Origin of the sequence: Ruminococcus sp. RTP21198st1_G1_RTP21198_201120 (genome assembly GCF_040924265.1) — a bacterium.
GTDB classification, from domain to species: domain Bacteria; phylum Bacillota; class Clostridia; order Oscillospirales; family Ruminococcaceae; genus Hominimerdicola; species Hominimerdicola aceti.
On the sequence record NZ_JBCOMH010000014.1, the window covers coordinates 84414 to 103365 of the forward strand.

Consider the following 18952-nt stretch of genomic DNA (forward strand, 5'->3'; position numbering starts at 1 on the left):
CATGGAAAAGAAAATAACAGTTATAAAGGGCGACGGGATAGGCCCTGAAATAGTAACAGAAGCACAGAAGGTCATCGACAAGGTTGCTGAAAAGTTCGGTCATAAGTTTGTTTATACTGATATCCTTATGGGCGGCTGTTCTATAGATAAATATGGCGTTCCGCTTACAGACGAGGCTGTCGAGATTGCAAAGAACTCAGACGCTGTTCTGCTTGGCTCTATCGGCGGAAATACTTCCACTTCACCATGGTATAAGCTTGCTCCGAATCTCAGACCTGAAGCCGGACTCCTGAAAATAAGAAAAGAGCTTGGTCTGTTCGCTAACCTGCGTCCTGCAAATCTTTATCCTGAGCTTAGAGAAGCTTGCCCCCTTAAGGACGATATAATCGGCGACGGCTTTGACATGATGATAATGAGAGAGCTTACAGGCGGTCTGTATTTTGGTGCGAGAAAGACAGAGAACGTTGACGGCGCTGAAACTGCTGTTGATACTCTTACATATAACGAGAACGAGATAAGAAGAATTGCTATCCGTGGCTTTGACATCGCCATGAAGAGAAGAAAGAAAGTTACAAGCGTTGATAAGGCTAACGTTCTTGATTCTTCAAGACTTTGGAGAAAGGTAGTAAACGAGGTAGCTAAGGATTATCCAGAGGTCGAGCTTGAGCATATGCTCGTTGACAACTGCGCAATGCAGCTTGTAAGAGATCCTAAGCAGTTTGACGTTATCCTTACAGAGAATATGTTCGGTGATATCCTTTCAGACGAAGCTGCTATGATATCAGGCTCACTTGGTATGCTGGCTTCCGCTTCACTGAACGACACAAAGTTCGGTATGTATGAGCCTAGCCACGGCTCTGCACCTGATATCGCAGGACAGGATAAGGCTAACCCTATCGCAACTATACTTTCAGCTTCAATGCTCCTGAGATTTTCTTTCGATATGGATAAGGAAGCAGACGCAATCGACAATGCTGTCAAGAAAGTCCTTGAAGCAGGATACAGAACAGGGGATATCATGTCAGAGGGCATGAAGCTCGTTGGCTGTAAGGAAATGGGCAGTCTTGTTGCAGATATGATATAACAGCACGATACCAGTTTTCAGACGGTGATAATAAATGTATTATTATATTTTCGGAATAACAGACAAGGGAAATTACCGTGAACAGAATGAGGACTGCATTTTAATAGACCACGAGGTCATCAACAGCGGCAGCTATGAATCAACTGTCGCTGCTCCTTTTATTGCAGCCGTTTGCGACGGTGTTGGTGGAGAAAATGCAGGAGAGGTCGCCTCGGAGCTTTGTTTAAGGCATCTTTCCATTCTTGAATATAATTCAGGGGTGGATATGAAAAGAACGCTTATCGATGTTCACAACAAAATAAAAAAGCAGGGCGTAAGGGCTGAAAACGCTGCAAATATGCAGACCACCCTGTGTTGCCTTGCGGTGGACGAGGAAAGCAGAGCAATGTGCATAAACGTTGGCGACAGCAGAATGTACCGCTATGTGAACGGCACTATCAGACAGATATCTGTTGACCAATCCTATGCACGATATATGTATGAGCATGGCAGGATAGAAGATGTGTCAGAGCTTGAGCCACAGTATCAGAATGCCATAATATCTTCTATCGGCAGCACTCTCAATGAACCTGATGTGGCACAAACACCGTTGGTGGCTGATTTTGGCAAAGAACCTGACGATATGATAATCATAGTGTCAGACGGCGTGTCGGATTACGTTTCTGAGGAAGAAATGGTGGTGGGGCTTGGTCTTGACCTTTCTGTTTCTGAAAAGCTAGGCGCTATAATGGAGCTTGCCCTCACAAACGGCGGAACTGACAATGTTTCCGTTGTGGGCATAAAGCCTTATCTTGACGATCATGAGCTTAAAACGCTCACAGCAAAAAAGGCTGTGGAAAAGACAGTGAGCGTGCAGGATATGCTTGAAAGTAAGAAGCCTGAAAAGGCGGAAGCTGTAGAGGAAAAGAAGCCTGATGAGCAGACAAAGCTTTTCTCTGATACGGTGGACGAGCTTATGAGCCAAATGAATGAAAGTATTGACTTTTTAAAGCAGATATAGTATAATCATATATTGATATATTTTTATGATCTTAGATGTATTTTGTAATTTGGAGGAAATAAAAAATGTTGAAAGAGTTACGTGGCTCAGACGTTATAATTGAATGTTTGCTGGAGCAGGGCGTCGATACAGTGTTCGGCTATCCGGGCGGAGCAGTTCTAAACATATATGACTCGCTGTATAAATATTCAGATAAGATACACCATGTTATCACCGCCCATGAGCAGGCTGCCTGCCATGCGGCTGACGGATATTCAAGAACAACAGGCAGAACTGGCGTTGTTATCGCAACTTCAGGTCCGGGTGCTACGAACCTTGTAACAGGTATCGCCACAGCTTATATGGATTCTATCCCTATGGTGGCTATCACAGGAAACGTAACAAGAGATCTGCTTGGTCTTGACTCTTTTCAGGAGGTAGATATCTGCGGGATAACAATGCCTATCACAAAGCATAACTACATTGTGAAAGACCCTGCGGAGCTTGCTGACATTATCAGAGAAGCTTTCTATATTGCAAACGAGGGCAGAAAGGGTCCTGTTCTTATAGATATACCAAAGGATATCACAGGCGCACTTATGGTCTATGAGAAGAAAGAGCCTAAGAAGGTAGTAAATCATAATCCTGAGGGCATAAACGAGGAGATAGCTGCTGCGGCAGAGCTTATAAAGAATTCTGAGAAGCCTTTTATCTACGCAGGCGGCGGAGTTGTTTCTGCTGACGCAACAGAAGAAATGGCTGAGTTCGCAAGAAAAGTGGACGCACCTGTTTCATTGTCACTTATGGGTCAGTGCGCACTTGACAATACTAAGGACTGCTATATCGGTATGCTTGGTATGCACGGCACAAAGACAGCCGCTATGACGCTCAGCGAATGTGACCTTATGATAGTTCTTGGCTCTAGATTTTCCGACAGAGTTCTTTGCAACGCTAAGACATTTGCAAAGGATAAGAAGATCATACATATTGATATAGACCCTGCCGAGATAGGCAAGAATATCGACGTTTACAGCCATGTTACTGGGGACGTTAAGTATATCCTTGCAAAGCTTTGCGAGCTGCTTCCTGATATGAAGCACGAGGCTTGGATGAATACTGTTATGGATTGGAAAAAGCAGTATGCACTGAGAATGGTGCCTATCGAGAGCGAGGACGAGGTGCTTCCGCAGGACGTTATCGAGGAGCTTGACAGACTTACAGACGGCAAGGCTATCATCTCCACAGAAGTCGGTCAGCATCAGATGTGGGCTGCACAGTATTATAACTTCAAGTGTCCAAGAAGCTTTGCTTCAAGCGGCGGACTTGGTACAATGGGCTACGGCTTTGGCGCAGGAATGGGCGCAAAGGTGGGCAACCCTGACAGAACAGTAGTAAACATCGCAGGCGACGGAAGCTTCTTCATGAACTGCAACGAGCTTTCTTCACTTGCAAAGCATAATATACCGCTTGTTGAGCTTGTTTTCGAGAACGACGTTCTCGGAATGGTAAGACAGTGGCAAAGACTTTTCTACGGCAAGAGATTTTCTCAGACTAACATTGAAAGAGGAACAGACCTTATGAAGCTTGCCGACGCATTTGGCGTTGAGGGCATAAGGATAACAAAGAGATCTGAGATAAAGCCAATGCTTGAAAAGGCACTCAAATGCGGTAAGCCGTGCCTTGTGGACGTTATCATCAACAAGGATATAAACGTTCTTCCAATGGTACCTGCCGGCGCAGACGTTTCACAGCCGATAATGAATATCGAACTTGATTAAGAAATCGAAATATAGGGGGTAATAAAATGGTAAAATATCCAAATGCCGCAAGCGGTATCAAAAAGGTGTTTCTGGCAAAGATCATAGGTGTGATAGGAGTTCCGCTTGCTTTTATACCTGGGATAGGCGCACTTCTTTTGATGACTTGTACCGTAGCCGCAACTATTTTCAACGTATGGGGAATACTTGAAGCTTCAAAAGACCATAATGGTTATCAGACAGCTCTTGTTTTCACAGTGGCTGATCTTATCTTTTCAATAGTTGACACATTTATTGACAATAATGCGATATCAAGTGTTCTGAGTTTTGCTGGCAATGTAATGAACATAGCGGTGCTTTACTATATCTGCAAATCAACAGGCGACCTGCTCAGGGACGTGAAGAACTACGGGCTTGCAAATAAGGGCGACCATGTGTGGAATGTAAACAAGACCTGCCTTATTGTCATGGCAGTGTGCCTTGTTGTGGCGTTTATCCCGATACTGAACATTCTCGCCGCATTTACAACATTGGTGGTGCTTGTTGTAACTATCTATGCGTCTGTGGTATATCTGATCTATCTCTATCAGAGCGGACAGTATCTCAGCCTTAACACAAATTTCTAAGCGATTTGAGAGCTGTACGGCAAAGGCTGTACAGCTCGTTTTTGTAAGGAGAAACTAATGAAATTTACAAAAAAATTCAAAGAAAATGCAGCCCTTGTGGTTCTTGGCGTAGTGCTTTTTTGGGGATTGACCAACTATGATAAGTTTTTTAGACTTCTGGGCGTAATGATCGGGGTCTTGAAGCCTGTTATATTTGGCTGTATAATCGCATTTATCCTGAATGTGCCAATGTCAGGCATTGAAAAGAGGCTTTTTAAGAAGCCTAAAAAAGAGAAATATGCCAAAACTGTGGAAACGCTGAAAAGACCATGCTCGATAGTGCTGACCTTTCTGCTTTGCCTAGGCGTTGTGGCACTTGTGTGCTGGCTTATTATCCCTGCACTCATAAAGACTTTCTCTCAGCTTTCAGACGATATCCCTGTGCTTATTTCAAATATTTCCAACAAGCTCAACAATTCCCCTGAGATAGCAGGGTGGCTTGACAGAATGAATATAAGCACTGCTGATATTATCGATAAGGTTACAAGCTGGCTGAAAGACGGCGTTGTGATCTTGAACACACTCAGTTCAACAGTAAGCTTTGTGACAGATCTTTTCTCTGGTCTTGTGAACTTCTTCTTGGGAATTTGCTTTGCGGTCTATATGCTTGCCGCAAAAGAGCGGCTCAAAGACCTGTGCAAGCGCATAAGCTGTGCTTTTCTCAGCAATCGTATCACCGACCGCATAAGCCGTATATGCCGTCGCTCTATCGACACTTTTGCGAACTTTCTTGTGGGTCAGACTACGGAAGCCCTTATCCTCGGCTCACTTTGCGGTATTGGTATGGCTATCTTCCGTTTCCCGAATGCGGTGCTTATTGCCATACTCGTTGCCTGCACTGCACTTATCCCTATTGTGGGAGCTTTTCTCGGTTATGTGGTGGGCTTCCTGCTTATATGCGTGACGGATTTCAAGCAGGCTGTGCTGTTTTTGTTGTTCATGTTCATTATTCAGGCTATTGAGGGCAATCTTATCTATCCAAAGGTGGTAGGAAACTCGGTTGGTCTGCCGTCACTATGGACACTTTTCGCTATCACCATAGGCGGAAACCTCTTTGGCATATTCGGAATGTTCATTGCTGTTCCTGTGTTCTCTGTTATATACTGCACTCTTGGAGAGGTAGTCAACTACAGAAATGAAAAGAGAGCTGTCAAGGTGGAGGATATATCATAACAAAATAGTCCGTACAAAAAAGGCTGCACAGTTTCGTGCAGCCTTTCGCTATTTATGCTATTTTGTTATTTTACATAGCTTACATGAAGCAGTTCATGCTCTCTGCCCTTGAGGATACCCTCGTAAAGCTTATCCATAAGCGGATTTTCTTCTGAACGTTTCAGCGTGCAAAGCTTGTCAGCATTGTAAAGATTAACACTGCGCTCTTTCTTCTCGTCGATAGTAGCCTTTGGCTGACCAGCGCCGCCTATACAGCCGTTTGGACAAGCCATAACTTCGATAAGGTCGAAATGCTCGCCGGCTTTCATTCTGTTCATTATGACCTCGACATTGCGAAGTCCGTTTACAACGCAGACCTTGATAGCCTTGTCGCCAAGAGGTACTTCAAGCTCTTTTATGCCCTCGAAGCCTCTTACGCCCTCGAATGCAAGATTTCTCAGGGAAGCAAGTGACTTGTCTGTGGAAACACGTCTGATAACTGCTTCTGTTACACCGCCTGTTACACCGAAGATTACACCTGCGCCTGTCATAGTGCCGAACGGCATATCAACAGCTTCCGGCTCTATCTCGTTGAACACGATACCGGCTTCTTTTATCATCATGATAAGCTCCTGAGTGGTGATGACAAAATCAACCAGCGGTTTGCCGTTCTCGTCCTTGAACTCATCTCTTGCGGCTTCTCCCTTTTTGGCAGTGCAAGGCATAACAGCAACAGAAAGTATCTTCTTGCCCTCGCCCTTGAACTTCTCGTTTATTACGGAAGCGAACATCTGCATTGGTGAGCGGCAAGTGGAAATGTTAGGCAGTATCTCGGGATACTCATTCTCAGCATACTTTATCCATGCAGGACAGCATGATGTGAACAGCGGGAGCTTTCCGCCGTTTGCAAGCCTGTCTGCAAACTCCTTTGACTCCTCCATAACAGTGAGGTCTGCAGCTGTTGAAGTGTCAAAAATGTAGTTGAAGCCTATTCTTCTAAGTGCTGCAACTATCTTGCCCATAACGTTCTCGCCGTTGTAGCCGAACTCTTTTGCCACTGCAACTCTTACAGCTGGAGCTACCTGAGCCACTGCAATAGTGTCCTCCTGATTAAGCTCTTTCCAAAGCCTGTGGCTGTCGTTCTTTATGATTATAGCGCCTGTTGGACAGACTGCCACACACTGACCGCAGCCAACGCAGTTTGAATCGCCTATAGGCTTGTCAAATGAGCAGGCTACCTTCATTTTTGAACCTCTGAATGCAAAATCTATTGCACCAACGTTCTGTACTTCGTTGCACACTCTTACGCAGTCACCGCAGAGGATACACTTGTTGGCGTCCCTGGTGATAGATACAGAAGAATCATCGATACAAGGCTTGGACTTTGGATTGTCAAAACGTACTCTGTGGATATCAAATCTTGCGGCAAGCTCCTGCAATTTGCACTTGCCGTTTTTATCGCAGGTCGTACATTCACCGCAGTGATTTGAAAGAAGAAGTTCCAATATCATCTTGCGGTATTTTCTCAGCCTTGGTGTGTTTGTGTATATCTCCATACCATTTCTCGGAGGAGTTGAGCAAGCGGCTTCCATGCCGCCCCACTTGTTTTCCACCATGCACATTCTGCAAGCACCGTATACTGAAAGCTCAGAATAGTAACAGAATGTAGGAAGCTCGATGCCTGCCTTTCTGATAAGCTCAAGCAGATTTTTTTCACCGTTTATAGCAACGGGGATATTGTCGATTATCATAAACTCTTTATTCATAGCTAAAATTAAACCTCCTTGACAGCTTTGAAATGGCAGTTGGAAATACAAGCTCCGCACTTTATGCACTTAGAGGTGTCGATCTTGAACGGCTTTTTGATCTCGCCGCTGATCGCACCCACAGGACAGACTCTTGAACACTTTGAACAGCCCTTGCATATCTCAGGGTCGATCTGATATGTCACAAGCTTCTTGCAGTTGCCTGATGGACACTTCTTATCTCTTATGTGAGCTTCATATTCCTCACGGAAGTTCTTTATTGTAGATACAACAGGGAATGCAGCCGTCTTTCCAAGACCACAGAGAGCAGTTGAGGAGATAGTGTCGGCAAGCTCAAGAAGCAGTTCGATATCCCCCTCCTGACCGTTACCATTTACGATACGCTCAAGTATCTCAAGCATTCTCTTCGTACCCTCACGGCACGGAACGCACTTTCCGCAGGACTCGTTCTGGGTGAAATTCATGAAAAATCTTGCAACTTCTACCATGCATGACTTATCGTCCATAACAACAAGTCCGCCTGAGCCGATCATAGCACCGACTTTTTTCAGCGAGTCAAAGTCAAGCTGGATATCGAGGTTAGGTGTAACAAGACAGCCGCCTGACGGACCGCCTATCTGAACAGCCTTGAACTTTCCGTCGCCTCTCATGCCGCCGCCGATATCGAATATTACTTTTCTGAGAGAAGTTCCCATTGGCACTTCAATAAGACCGGTGTTCGAGATGTTGCCCGTAAGAGCGAAAGCCTTTGTTCCAGGGGAGTTCTCAGGGCCTATGCTCCTGAACCATTTTGCACCGTTGTTGATGATAACAGGCACGTTAGCCAGCGTTTCAACGTTGTTGAGAACTGTAGGCTCGTTGAAAAGACCATGTTCAACAGTTCTTGGCGGCTTAACTCTAGGCATACCACGCTTGCCCTCGATAGAAGCCGTCAGGGCAGAGCCTTCACCGCAAACAAATGCGCCTGCACCACGGTTTATATGTATTCTGAATGAGTAATCTGTGCCGAGTATATTGTCACCAAGCAGACCAAACTGCTCAGCCTGTGCGATAGCACCTTTAAGACGTGATACTGCCAGCGGATATTCCGCACGAACGTAGATATATCCCTCTTTTGCGCCTGTTGCGATACCGGCTATCATCATGCCTTCAAGAAGTCTGTGTGGGTCGCCCTCCATGATAGAACGATCCATAAATGCGCCAGGGTCGCCCTCGTCACCATTGCAGACTATGTATTTTGTAGGGCTTTTCTGCTTTGCAACGCTTGTCCACTTTCTGCCAAGAGGGAATCCTCCGCCTCCACGTCCACGAAGATTAGATTCTGTCATTTCGTTGAGGATATCCTCAGGTGACATATCGAGAAGTGCCTTTTCAAAGGCTCTGTAGCCGCCTATAGCAAGATATTCCTTTATGGAAGTAGCGTCAATGTGACCGCAGTGTTCAAGTACGATACGCTGCTGCATCTTATAGAATGGTATTTCTGACTGCTGGCGATATATTTCACCGTTTTTCTTGTAGCACAGTCTTTCAACGCACTCGCCATTGCAGATAGTCTTGTCAACTATCTCGTCAACATCGTCAAGTTTCACCTTAGTGTAAAGCCAGCCCTCCGGCTCTATTCTAACAAGTGGACCCATTTCGCAGAAGCCGTGACAGCCGCTTCTTTTTACGCCGATAGCGCCATCGTGGATATCATCATCATGTGGCTCGTCAGCAAGTGCTACCACGCACTCCAATCCCTTTGCGGAGATAGTTTCGATAAGCTTCTGGTATATGTTCAGCGAACCGCCTGCAACACAGCCTGTACCTGCGCAAACAAGCACTTTTCTAGCCTGCTTGTCAACAAGCTTACCATACTGTTCACGGGCGTTGTCAAGATCGTATTTCGTTTTCAGCAGCATATTATTCAGCCTCCTTTTCTCTCAGTTCCTTAAGCAGAGCCGCAGCCTTGTCAGGATTCATCTCAGGGTGAACAACATCATTCACAGTGAGAACAGGGGCAAGTCCACAAGCACCAAGACATGAAACAGTTTCTACTGTGAACATCAGATCGTCAGTGGTGGTTTTCTTCTCGCTAAGACCAAGCTCTCCTCTGAGATATTCGAGAATAGGTATAGATTTTCTTACATGACAGGCAGTGCCGTCACAACATTTGATAACGTATTTGCCCTTTGGCTCGAGAGAAAAATTCTCATAAAAGGTCGCAACGCTATATATTCTTGCTTCGCCTGTGCCAAGCTTTTTTGCAAGATATGGGAATATTTCCTTTGGAAGATAGTGATATATCTCCTGAATATCCTGCAATATGGCTATGACCGCTGTTTTTTCATGATTTTCAAGAATTTTGTCGATCGGTGAATAATCAAATTCTTTTGTCATAAAATTTCCTCCATATAATTAAAGTTAAATTTGATTACAAAGTCAATAATCAAGACATACTGTCAACTATAATTATATACTATATGACACAAAATGAATAATGTTTTTATTTACATGGGCTATATATAATTAGAATAAGCATTGACTAACTTGTAGAAATACACATAAACGAAAACGTTTATATAGTTATAATGCATAAAAAATCGAGCCATTTCTCAATGGCTCGACCTGCTGATACTATTTGATAAACTGAATTAATTATAAAAAATCATAGACGTTTGTTTCGTTAGATATACCTGACATTTCGTACACTATGTTAAGCCTTGCGAATACTTATCTCTCCTGAGGAAATATATTCTTCTCTGCCGTCCTCGTATCTGACGTGCAGGCGACAGTCCTCATCAGCCCCAAGCATTGTGGCAGGAGTTTTTTCACTTCCTCTTATAACGTTTATCTTCTCGCCTACCCACAGCAAGCGTTTTCTGTATTCTGGGTAAAAGCTGTTTTCTTCAAAGCTGTCATAAAGACGCATGAAATTGTTTATTATCTCTGCGGCTATCCTGTTTCGCATATCGCTTTTTCTTTCGTGGAATATCGGTCCTGCGATATCTCTTATTGCCTCAGGAAAACCACCTTCCGGCTCGTAGGTGTTTACACCGATACCAAGCACAGCGTAGTCAAGTCCGCCGCTTTCCATGCTGAAAGAAGCCTCCGTGAGTATTCCGCATATCTTCCTGCCGTTTATGTAAATGTCGTTAACCCATTTTATGTCAGGCTTCTGATCGCTGACCTTTTCCACAGCAAGGGCAACTGAAACTGCAGCAGCAGTGGTTATCTTAACAGCGTCAGCCGCAGCCATGTCAGGGCGGAGAAGAATGCTCATGTAAAGTCCCGAATCAGAGGGAGAAAAGAAAGAACGTCCAAGCCTTCCACGCCCCTGCGTCTGCATACCTGCAATGACTATCCTGCCCTCGGGCACACCCTGATTTGCATAGTCTTTGAGTACCAGATTAGTGGAGCTTACTTCCTTGTATACCTCTATTTCAAGCCCCTGACGGTCAGGGTCAAGATATTTTTTTATGCCTGCAAGGGAAAGTATATCGGTGTTTTCATCAAGGGAATAGCCCTTGTTCGTCACCGCAGAGATAGGGTAGCCGTTTTCCTGCAAAGCTTTCACAGCTTTCCAAACAGCCCCACGGGTACAGCCCAGCGTGTCAGCAAGCTGTTCGCCTGAAAGATATTTGCCCTTGTTATCGTCGAGAAGTTCCAGCACTTTGTCTTTTATTGCCATAAAGAATGCCTCCTTAATGAGATAATTATAGCACAAAAGGTCAAAGTGTTCAACCCTCACCCTAAAAATCCCTAGCCTACTCCACATTAAGAAACCATTAAGAAAAAATTGTGCAAAATGACGGATAATAATATTTGCATTTTGCACAGCTATGTTGTATAATATAATAGTATATGTATGAATTGAAACAGAAAAGGACGATGACAATGTTTTATAACCTTTTGGCTAAGACGAATAATACTACATTGGTGTTGCTTGTGCCAATGCTGTGCAGTTTTCTTATTGCTTTTTTCAGCCTGAAATTCTTCAAACGCATTTTGCCTAAAGATCAGGGCAGAGCGTTCGCTGTGAACGGTGCTCTTTCTGAGGGCAAGCCCCGTGGCGCAGGAATTATCTTCGTGACTTCCTTTACCCTTTGCACAGCACTTTTCTATCCTCTCGATATCGAGAACATAATCTATCTCGTGCTTGTGTATGCCGCCATGCTCAGTGGATATTTTGACGATGCTGCTGAAACTCCTTGGGGTAACCTGAAAAAGGGCCTTATCGACCTTGTTATATCTCTTGGCATTGCGTTTACATACTATTTTTATAACGGCTCGCAGGTGAAGCTTTATATCACGGATTCCACTTTCACTATCCCTGCACCGCTGTTCATCATCCTTGCAGGCGTTCTCGTTTGGACGGCTATAAACGTTACAAACTGTACAGACGGCGTTGACGGGCTATGCGGTTCATTGGTCATGACAGTTCTTCTGCCACTTGCATTTATGGTGACAAAGAGTGGTGCGGCTGATATGCTCCTTCCTATGATAATGTTCGTGACGCTTGCGGCTTATCTGTGGTTCAACTGTTCGCCTAGCCAGATGCTCATGGGTGACGCAGGCTCGAGAGCGCTGGGCGTTTTCCTTGCGGTGATGTTTTTGAAAACTGCCGCACCGTTCGCATTTATCCCTATGGCTATAGTTATCATACTTGACGGCGGACTTGGACTTCTCAAGCTTTCTTTCAGACGTTTCCTGAAAATAAAGAATTTTATGGAGGGCATAAGAACTCCTCTTCACGACCATGCAAGAAAGAACAAGGGCTGGTCTGATACTCAGGTAGTAATAAGATTTACAATTTTGCAGATAATAGTAAATCTGTGCTTTATGGCATTCGTGCTGTAAAAAATATGTGTGGGACAAAAAGCGGTCTGACTTTTTAATGGACAGGCTGAAAATTCGGAGATGATGAAAATAAAAAAGAACCTGAAATATGTTCTTAATATATTCTTTATTGTGGTCATAGGCTGGCTGACAGTCAGACTGCTTTTCAGAGGAGAAGAATTTTCCGACATAGTGGCGGATCTTCACCTTGCAAAGAAAAGCTGGCTTGCAGTGGGTGCTGTGTGCGTGTTCTGCTATGTGGCAGGGGAGTCGGTCATAATAAAGTATATGCTGAGGCTTTTTGAAGTAAAAACTCCTTTCAGGCGTTGTTTGAAATATTCGTTTATAGGCTTTTTCTTTAGCTGTATAACGCCGTCTGCTTCCGGCGGACAGCCTGCGCAGATGTATTACATGAAGAAAGACGGCATAAAGATAGGCTTTTCCACCTTGATAATGCTTATCATCACCATAGCTTTCAAGGCTGTGCAGGTGCTTCTTGCAGTGGCGTTCCTGCTTTTCAACTTTGGCTTTATAAAGCTTCATGTGGGACGGCTTTGGTGGCTTCTGCTTATCGGCTTTATACTGAATATCGCCTATATCGCAGGGCTTGTGTTTATTTTCTATAAGCCTTTGTGGGCGAGAAAAATGGGCATAAAGCTTATAAATCTTCTGACACGCATAAGGATACTCAAAGAAAAGAACAACGAAAAATACATAAACAAAATAAAGCGTATCTGCGACAATTACATGATCGGTTCGGAATATATAAAGAGCAATGTGCATACTGTGATAAATATTTTTCTTATCACACTGGTGCAGAGACTGTTCCTGCTGGCTGTCACATGGATTGTGTATAAGTCCTATGGCCTTAGCGGAACAGGTTTTTGGAATATTATCGCACTTCAGACTATGATAGGCGTTGCAGTTGAAATGTTGCCATTGCCTGGTGCGGCAGGCGTAACAGAGGGCTGCTTCACATATATGTTCATGAGCATTTTCACCGCAGAGCTTGTAAAGCCTGCAATGCTACTGAGCCGTGGACTCAGCTTCTATTTACTGCTGATAATGAGCGCATTGGTAACATTCGTGGCTCACTTTATCGTTATGAGGAATGATAAGAAGAATGGTCTTGAGGGATCGCAGGAAGTTAAAAAAGAAGTCGAAAAAGAATGAGAGAAAAAGAAAAAATGATCGGTTTTTATAATTATTCGGTAATACTCACATACATAGGACTTGTTTCGTCAGTGTTCGGCATTACACAGGTCTTTGAAAATCATATGTCCATAGCCTTTCTCTGCCTGCTTCTTTCAGGTATCTGCGATCTTTTTGACGGCAAGATAGCAAGAAGCATGAAAAACAGAACAGAGCATGAAAAGGTGTTCGGCATACAGATCGACTCACTGTGCGACCTTGTTTGCTTCGGTGTTTTCCCTGCTGTAATAGGCTATCACTACAATTCAGTTTATCCGCTTCGTCTTATCGCAAGCATTATGATAGTTCTGGGCGCTGTTATCAGACTTGGCTACTTCAACGTTATGGAGGAAGAGCGTCAGAGAAACACAACAGAGAACAGAAAAGAATATAAGGGTCTGCCTGTTACAACAGTTGCTATGATACTTCCTCTGCTGTTCATGGGTCAGCACAATATACCGAGAAATATTTTTCCATTTGTTTTCCATAGCTTTATGATACTTATTTCAATACTCTTCGTATTAAAAATAAATGTCAAGAAGCTTTCCATGAAAGGCGTGCTGATACTCTTTACTATAGGTGCGATAATCCTTCTCGGCTATCTTAAAATGCAGCATATAATCTAAGATAAAAGTTACCTGAATGGGAAATGTTTTTGCCGGACAGGTGTGTGAAAAACAGGACGTCTGGTGTGTCGTCCCCTACAATAATGTAAATAAAAGGAGAGAAACAGATGAAATATCGTGACAGACAGGGCAGAGAATACGAACAGACCACATCTCAGGATAGCTTTCTTGCGGCTGCCTACAGCTCGGCAATGGGCAGGGCGCTTATGAAATTTCTCGGCTGTCCGATATTTTCAAAGTGTGCAAGAGTGATACTTGACAGCAAGTTCTCAGTGCCTTTTATTTTCGGCTTTGCAGAAAAAAACGGAATAGATATGTTTGACTATGAGGAAAGAATGTATCGCTCATTCAATGATTTTTTCACAAGAAAAATAAAGCCTGGCAGACGTTTTATCACTAAGGACAAGAATCTGCTGGTGTCACCTTCAGACGGCAAGGTGACTGCTTATAAGATAACACAGTCTGATACCTTTATTATAAAGAACGCAGTGTATAATACTGCCTCGCTTCTCAGGGACAGCAAGCTTGCAAAGCGTTATGAGGGTGGCTATGCAGTTATCATCAGACTTTCAGTGGACGATTATCACCGCTATTGCTATTGTGCAGACGGTGTAAAGAGCCACAACAGAAAGATAAATGGTATTCTTCACACTGTGAACCCTGTGGTGAACAATTATCTGCCTGTTTTCAAGGAAAATTCCAGAGAATATTGCATGATAAGAACGGAGCAGTTCGGAGATATTATTCAAATGGAAGTCGGTGCTCTTATGGTGGGCAGGATAACTAATCTGCACACTGAGGGCGGCGTAAAGGTCACAAAGGGCGAAGAAAAGGGCTATTTCGAGTTCGGCGGCTCAACTATCCTGCTGCTTCTTGAAAAGGACAAGGTAAAGCTTTGCGATGACCTGCTTAAAAATACGAGGGAGGGCTTTGAAACTAAGCTTCTTCAAGGCTCGGTGCTTGGCGAAAGTCTGAAGTAAAAATATCTAAGACGTAAAAAAATATAGGCAAGGGGCATGATTGATGTACAGATTGAATTATGAACAGTTCGACAGAGATAATCAATATATAGGAAACGATCTGGGTGCGGTCATGAAAGAGGGCAAAACTGTGTTCAAAACATGGTCGCCGCTTGCAACGGGAGTTTATCTTAATCTGTATCTTGACGGCGAGGGCAAAAGCCGTCTTGAAAGCCTGCCTATGGAAAGGCTTGACCACGGTGTTTGGTATGTGGAGATACTCCGTGACCTCGACGGCGTTTTTTATACCTATACATTTGAGTTTGACCACAAAACAAGGCATGAAACTATAGATATCTATGCAAAAGCCTGCGGAGTCAACGGAAACGTTGGTGCGGTGGTGGATTTCAAGACCACCGACCCTGAAGGCTGGGACAAGGTCAAGAAGCCTAAGTGCAGAAATGCCTGCGACGCAGTGGTGTATGAGTGCCACGTCAGGGATTTTTCTGCGGACAGTTCATCAGGCGTTGCTCCTGAGCATAGAGGAAAGTATGTGGCTTTTGCCGATAAGGGTACGAAATATCAGGGCGTGAACACCTGTATCGAGCATCTCAAAGAGCTTGGCATAACCCATGTTCATTTGCTCCCTGTGGAAGATTATGCCACTGTGGACGAGAGCAAGCCCTGGCTCAATCAATATAACTGGGGCTATGATCCTAAGAACTTCAACTGCCTTGAGGGGTCATATTCTACAGACCCTTATGACCCTAAGTGCAGGATAAGAGAGTTCAAACAGCTTGTTATGGCACTTCACGAGAACGGCATTGGCGTTGTAATGGACGTGGTATACAATCACACTTACTATACCGAGGAGTCAGCCTTTGAGCGTTCTTTCCCATATTATTACCACAGAATAAGAAATGACGGCTCATTTTCAAACGGCTCGGGCTGTGGAAACGAAACGGCTTCAAACCATATGATGATGAGAAAATTCATGATAGATTCTCTCAGATTTTGGGCAACGGAATATAAGATAGACGGCTTCCGCTTTGACCTTATGGCGCTTCACGATATTGAAACTGTGAACATCATAAGGGACGAGCTTAACAAGATAGATCCTCAGATACTAATGTATGGTGAGGGCTGGACGGGAGGAGAGTCACCGCTCCCTGCTGACAGGCTTGCATATAAATGGAATTCATATCAGTTTGGAAGAGTTGGACTTTTCAACGATAACATCAGAGATTCCATTAAGGGCGGTACTTTCAATCCATATGACAAGGGCTTTGTCAGCGGAAACAGAAATGCGGCTTCTACCCTAAGGCGTGGTATAGTCGGCTCTGTGCCACACTATCAGATAAATGACGCAAAAGAGGCTTGCTGGGCTTTTGAACCTACTCAGGCGGTGAATTACTGTGAGGCTCATGACAACAATACTTTGTGGGACAAGCTTTGTATATCGGCAAAGAATGACAGTGAGGGCGTAAGGATAAAAATGGATAAGCTTGCGGCGGCGATAGTGATACTTTCACAGGGCATGCCGTTCATACAGCTTGGTCAGGATTTTCTTAGGTCAAAGCCGAGGATACTCAAAGAGGGCGAAGAGCCAAACGATGTGAATATCTATTCCCATGACAGCTACAATGCGCCTGACTACACCAACTCCATAAAGTGGAACAGGAAGCTTGAATATAAAGAGGTCTTTGAGTATTACAAGGCTCTTATAAGGCTGAGAAAGGGAAGTCCGCTTTTCCGAATGTATACTAAAGAGGACGTGAACGCACATCTTCATTTTATGCACAATGACGATTGGAACTGCGTAAGCTGGAAGCTTGAAAAAGACGGAGAGTGCTATGTTATCGCACTTAATCCTTACTACGAGAACAGGGGCTTCGGTCTGCCTGAGGGAAGCTTTTATCTCAGGCTTGATGAAAGTGGCAAGATGAACAAACAGCCCGTTTCAGGCAGTTTCGTCTGTCCACCGCTGTCGGCTGTGGTTTATAAGAGGATAAAGAATATCTAACAACCCTGTTAATAAAATGACGAATAAATATTAATAATAAATTAATGTATATATCTTGCAGATAGAGTATAATTAAATTATTGGATCGAGAAATATTAAGGCAAAAGATACAAAAAAATTAAACAATGGAGGAAATCATAGTATGAAGAAGTTTTTGGCAGGCTTCTGTGCTGCGGCAATTGCAGCAGGCTGCATGGGAATGACAGTCATGGCAGACACGGAAGCAACGGACAAGCTCACCTCTTATGAGGCAACAAGCGACAATGTTAAGCTTATCGGTCGTACTTACAGAAAGGGCGACACAACGATACTTGGCTATTCTGCAAGCGGTATCGAGTTCAAATGCACAGGCACAAAGGCTGTTTTCAATGTAAACGGCAGCGTAGGTGAGGCAAGAATTGGCGTATTTGTAAACGGCAAGCTTGTTAAGCAGGGCTACATAAAAAATAAGAAGACAAACGCAGTTGAGGTAGAGCTTCCTGAGGGCAAAAGCACAGTTAAGCTCATAAAGCTTTCAGAAGCTGCACAGAGCGTTATCGCAATTGACAGCTTTGAGGTAGACGGCAAGCCACAGCCAACAGAGGCAGCTAAGCATTCTATCGAGTTTATTGGTGACTCTATCACTTGTGGATACGGCGTTGACGATCCACTTGGAAAGTCATTTTCTATCTACAACGAGAACGCCGCAAAGACATATGCTTATAAGGCAGCACAGAATTTTGGCGCTGACTACAGCTTTGTATCAGTAAGCGGAGCAGGTGTGATCTCTGGTTATTCAGGCAACGGCAAGATAAATGACGCACTGCTTGTGCCAAATTTTTATGATAAGTTCTGCTTTACATGGAGCTGGTTCGACGGTGAACAGACAGCTAATTATGATTGGGATTTCTCACAGTATCAGCCTGAGCTTATCGTTGTAAATCTTGGTACAAACGATAACTCATACACAAAGGGTGACCCTGATAAGTGTGCTGAGTTTGAAAAGGGCTATGTAAATTTCCTCAAGGAGATAAGAGCTAAGAATCCAAATTCTGAGATACTTTGTACACTCGGTATTATGGGACAGGAGCTTTATCCTTCTATTACAGATGCAGTTGACACTTATAAGACTGAAACAGGCGACAGCAAGGTATCAGTTTTCCAGTTCAGCGTTCAGGACAGCGAAAACAATGGTTATGCAGTTGACTATCACCCATCAGCTGTTTCACAGAAGACAGCAGCTTATGAGCTTACATATGCTATTGAAGGCATTTACGGCTGGGAGAGAGTTGAGTTGGTTAACGACGGCGTTGACGAAATGACAAAGGACGACGATGTTGAGTTCAATAACGTTGTTGAGGAGTCGTCAAGTGAGGAGAGCAGCGAGAGCAAAGCAGAGGAGTCATCTTCCGAGGCTTCTTCTGAAGCAACAAATGACAGCAGCACAGCGGCTTCATCATCAAAGACAACGACAAATCCTAACAGCACCACAAACCCTAATACAGATGCGGCAATGGGCATAAGTATAGGTCTGGCAGCACTTGCAGGTGCAGCTATGGTGGTTTCTAAGAGGAAGTAATAAAGTAGATATTTACACCGCACAGAGGTAAGACTTTGTGCGGTGTTTTTTTATATGGTCGGTCGTAACATTTCAGGGTGGCTTTGCCGACAAAATGTACGCTTTAACGCAAAAAAACTCCCTCATGCAGAAAACCTCTGCATGGGGGATATTTCATAAACGATAAAAATTACTTCTTAGTAGTAACACTCTTTGAAGCCGACCAAGCGCCATAATACTTAGTACCCTTTACCTTTGTGTAAGAACGAACACGAACGTAATATTTCTTGTTGCCTGAAAGCTTTGAAATAGTGGTCTTGTCGGTCTTGTTGTTTGTTATGGTAACTTTCTTTGCACTTGTGAACTTTGAGTTGGTAGCATACTGAATCTCGTAT

At 43.9% G+C, this 18952-nt stretch carries 15 protein-coding genes and 1 pseudogene; 11 read left to right on the forward strand and 5 right to left on the reverse strand.

The genetic code is table 11. The annotated features are described in order from the left end of the window. Window position 1: 1 nt before the first annotated feature. From leuB to AB5627_RS10240, 5 genes are all read left to right on the forward strand, one after another. On the forward strand, window positions 2-1084 hold the full coding sequence (gene leuB, locus AB5627_RS10220) for a 3-isopropylmalate dehydrogenase (RefSeq protein ID WP_265290509.1): 1083 nt from the start codon (window positions 2-4) through the stop codon (window positions 1082-1084). A gap of 34 nt (window positions 1085-1118) precedes the next feature. Beyond that, window positions 1119-2084, forward strand: coding sequence for a PP2C family serine/threonine-protein phosphatase (locus tag AB5627_RS10225; RefSeq protein WP_046440093.1), 966 nt, complete (start codon window positions 1119-1121; stop codon window positions 2082-2084). A 65-nt stretch (window positions 2085-2149) separates the two neighbouring features. Beyond that, a complete protein-coding gene (gene ilvB, locus AB5627_RS10230; protein WP_287209594.1) occupies window positions 2150-3841 on the forward strand; it encodes a biosynthetic-type acetolactate synthase large subunit in 1692 nt (563 codons plus the stop codon). A gap of 26 nt (window positions 3842-3867) precedes the next feature. Next, window positions 3868-4446 (forward strand): hypothetical protein, encoded by a 579-nt coding sequence (locus AB5627_RS10235; RefSeq protein ID WP_022288461.1) that lies wholly within the window; start codon window positions 3868-3870, stop codon window positions 4444-4446. 57 nt (window positions 4447-4503) lie between these two features. After that, window positions 4504-5658, forward strand: coding sequence for an AI-2E family transporter (locus tag AB5627_RS10240; protein ID WP_329963327.1), 1155 nt, complete (start codon window positions 4504-4506; stop codon window positions 5656-5658). A 65-nt stretch (window positions 5659-5723) separates the two neighbouring features. Here AB5627_RS10240 and AB5627_RS10245 read toward each other — a convergent pair whose 3' ends face one another. From AB5627_RS10245 to AB5627_RS10260, 4 genes are all read right to left on the reverse strand, one after another. Continuing rightward, the gene (locus AB5627_RS10245) at window positions 5724-7403 is read right to left on the reverse strand and encodes a [FeFe] hydrogenase, group A (RefSeq protein ID WP_022288459.1); all 1680 of its coding nucleotides are present in this window, start codon (window positions 7401-7403) and stop codon (window positions 5724-5726) included. An 8-nt stretch (window positions 7404-7411) separates the two neighbouring features. Then, window positions 7412-9304: an NADH-quinone oxidoreductase subunit NuoF gene (nuoF, locus tag AB5627_RS10250; protein ID WP_022288458.1), complete on the reverse strand. Its 1893-nt coding sequence runs from the start codon at window positions 9302-9304 to the stop codon at window positions 7412-7414. A gap of 1 nt (window position 9305) precedes the next feature. Then, window positions 9306-9782 carry an NAD(P)H-dependent oxidoreductase subunit E gene (locus AB5627_RS10255; RefSeq protein ID WP_022288457.1) on the reverse strand — a complete coding sequence of 159 codons (477 nt, stop codon included), beginning with the start codon at window positions 9780-9782 and terminating at the stop codon, window positions 9306-9308. Between the two features lie 316 nt (window positions 9783-10098). Continuing rightward, the gene (locus tag AB5627_RS10260; protein WP_022288456.1) at window positions 10099-11073 is read right to left on the reverse strand and encodes a biotin--[acetyl-CoA-carboxylase] ligase; all 975 of its coding nucleotides are present in this window, start codon (window positions 11071-11073) and stop codon (window positions 10099-10101) included. A 206-nt stretch (window positions 11074-11279) separates the two neighbouring features. Here AB5627_RS10260 and AB5627_RS10265 point away from each other — a divergent pair, with 206 nt between their 5' ends. The 6 genes from AB5627_RS10265 (at window position 11280) to AB5627_RS10290 (ending at window position 18578) form a co-directional block, all read left to right on the forward strand. Continuing rightward, window positions 11280-12242 (forward strand): phospho-N-acetylmuramoyl-pentapeptide-transferase, encoded by a 963-nt coding sequence (locus AB5627_RS10265; RefSeq protein WP_022288455.1) that lies wholly within the window; start codon window positions 11280-11282, stop codon window positions 12240-12242. Between the two features lie 60 nt (window positions 12243-12302). Then, the gene (locus AB5627_RS10270; RefSeq protein ID WP_022288454.1) at window positions 12303-13394 is read left to right on the forward strand and encodes a lysylphosphatidylglycerol synthase transmembrane domain-containing protein; all 1092 of its coding nucleotides are present in this window, start codon (window positions 12303-12305) and stop codon (window positions 13392-13394) included. Then, complete coding sequence (locus tag AB5627_RS10275) at window positions 13391-14038, forward strand: phosphatidylcholine/phosphatidylserine synthase (RefSeq protein ID WP_368369831.1); 648 nt, start codon at window positions 13391-13393, stop codon at window positions 14036-14038. The genes AB5627_RS10270 and AB5627_RS10275 overlap by 4 nt, the downstream gene beginning before the upstream one ends. A 107-nt stretch (window positions 14039-14145) precedes the next feature. Continuing rightward, entirely contained in the window at window positions 14146-15018 is an 873-nt protein-coding gene (locus AB5627_RS10280; protein ID WP_022288452.1) for a phosphatidylserine decarboxylase, read from the forward strand. A 43-nt stretch (window positions 15019-15061) separates the two neighbouring features. After that, window positions 15062-17020: a type I pullulanase gene (pulA, locus tag AB5627_RS10285; RefSeq protein ID WP_022288451.1), complete on the forward strand. Its 1959-nt coding sequence runs from the start codon at window positions 15062-15064 to the stop codon at window positions 17018-17020. Window positions 17021-17162: 142 nt separating this feature from the next. Further along, window positions 17163-18578, forward strand: a complete 1416-nt coding sequence (locus AB5627_RS10290) for a GDSL-type esterase/lipase family protein (RefSeq protein ID WP_368369832.1) — start codon at window positions 17163-17165, stop codon at window positions 18576-18578. Between the two features lie 169 nt (window positions 18579-18747). Here AB5627_RS10290 and AB5627_RS10295 read toward each other — a convergent pair. Further along, a pseudogene (locus AB5627_RS10295) lies at window positions 18748-18952 on the reverse strand (hypothetical protein); the annotation flags it as partial.

What these genes read in the sequence shown, in the direction of transcription:
- leuB (WP_265290509.1), top strand. Translation starts at nt 2, where the DNA reads ATGGAAAAGAAAATAACAGTTATAAAGGGCGACGGGATAGGCCCTGAA.
- pulA (WP_022288451.1), top strand. Translation starts at nt 15,062, where the DNA reads ATGTACAGATTGAATTATGAACAGTTCGACAGAGATAATCAATATATA.
- nuoF (WP_022288458.1), bottom strand. Translation starts at nt 9,304, where the DNA reads ATGCTGCTGAAAACGAAATACGATCTTGACAACGCCCGTGAACAGTAT.
- AB5627_RS10260 (WP_022288456.1), bottom strand. Translation starts at nt 11,073, where the DNA reads ATGGCAATAAAAGACAAAGTGCTGGAACTTCTCGACGATAACAAGGGC.
- AB5627_RS10265 (WP_022288455.1), top strand. Translation starts at nt 11,280, where the DNA reads ATGTTTTATAACCTTTTGGCTAAGACGAATAATACTACATTGGTGTTG.
- AB5627_RS10270 (WP_022288454.1), top strand. Translation starts at nt 12,303, where the DNA reads ATGATGAAAATAAAAAAGAACCTGAAATATGTTCTTAATATATTCTTT.
- AB5627_RS10255 (WP_022288457.1), bottom strand. Translation starts at nt 9,782, where the DNA reads ATGACAAAAGAATTTGATTATTCACCGATCGACAAAATTCTTGAAAAT.
- AB5627_RS10275 (WP_368369831.1), top strand. Translation starts at nt 13,391, where the DNA reads ATGAGAGAAAAAGAAAAAATGATCGGTTTTTATAATTATTCGGTAATA.
- AB5627_RS10245 (WP_022288459.1), bottom strand. Translation starts at nt 7,403, where the DNA reads ATGAATAAAGAGTTTATGATAATCGACAATATCCCCGTTGCTATAAAC.
- AB5627_RS10290 (WP_368369832.1), top strand. Translation starts at nt 17,163, where the DNA reads ATGAAGAAGTTTTTGGCAGGCTTCTGTGCTGCGGCAATTGCAGCAGGC.
- AB5627_RS10240 (WP_329963327.1), top strand. Translation starts at nt 4,504, where the DNA reads ATGAAATTTACAAAAAAATTCAAAGAAAATGCAGCCCTTGTGGTTCTT.
- ilvB (WP_287209594.1), top strand. Translation starts at nt 2,150, where the DNA reads ATGTTGAAAGAGTTACGTGGCTCAGACGTTATAATTGAATGTTTGCTG.
- AB5627_RS10280 (WP_022288452.1), top strand. Translation starts at nt 14,146, where the DNA reads ATGAAATATCGTGACAGACAGGGCAGAGAATACGAACAGACCACATCT.
- AB5627_RS10235 (WP_022288461.1), top strand. Translation starts at nt 3,868, where the DNA reads ATGGTAAAATATCCAAATGCCGCAAGCGGTATCAAAAAGGTGTTTCTG.
- AB5627_RS10225 (WP_046440093.1), top strand. Translation starts at nt 1,119, where the DNA reads ATGTATTATTATATTTTCGGAATAACAGACAAGGGAAATTACCGTGAA.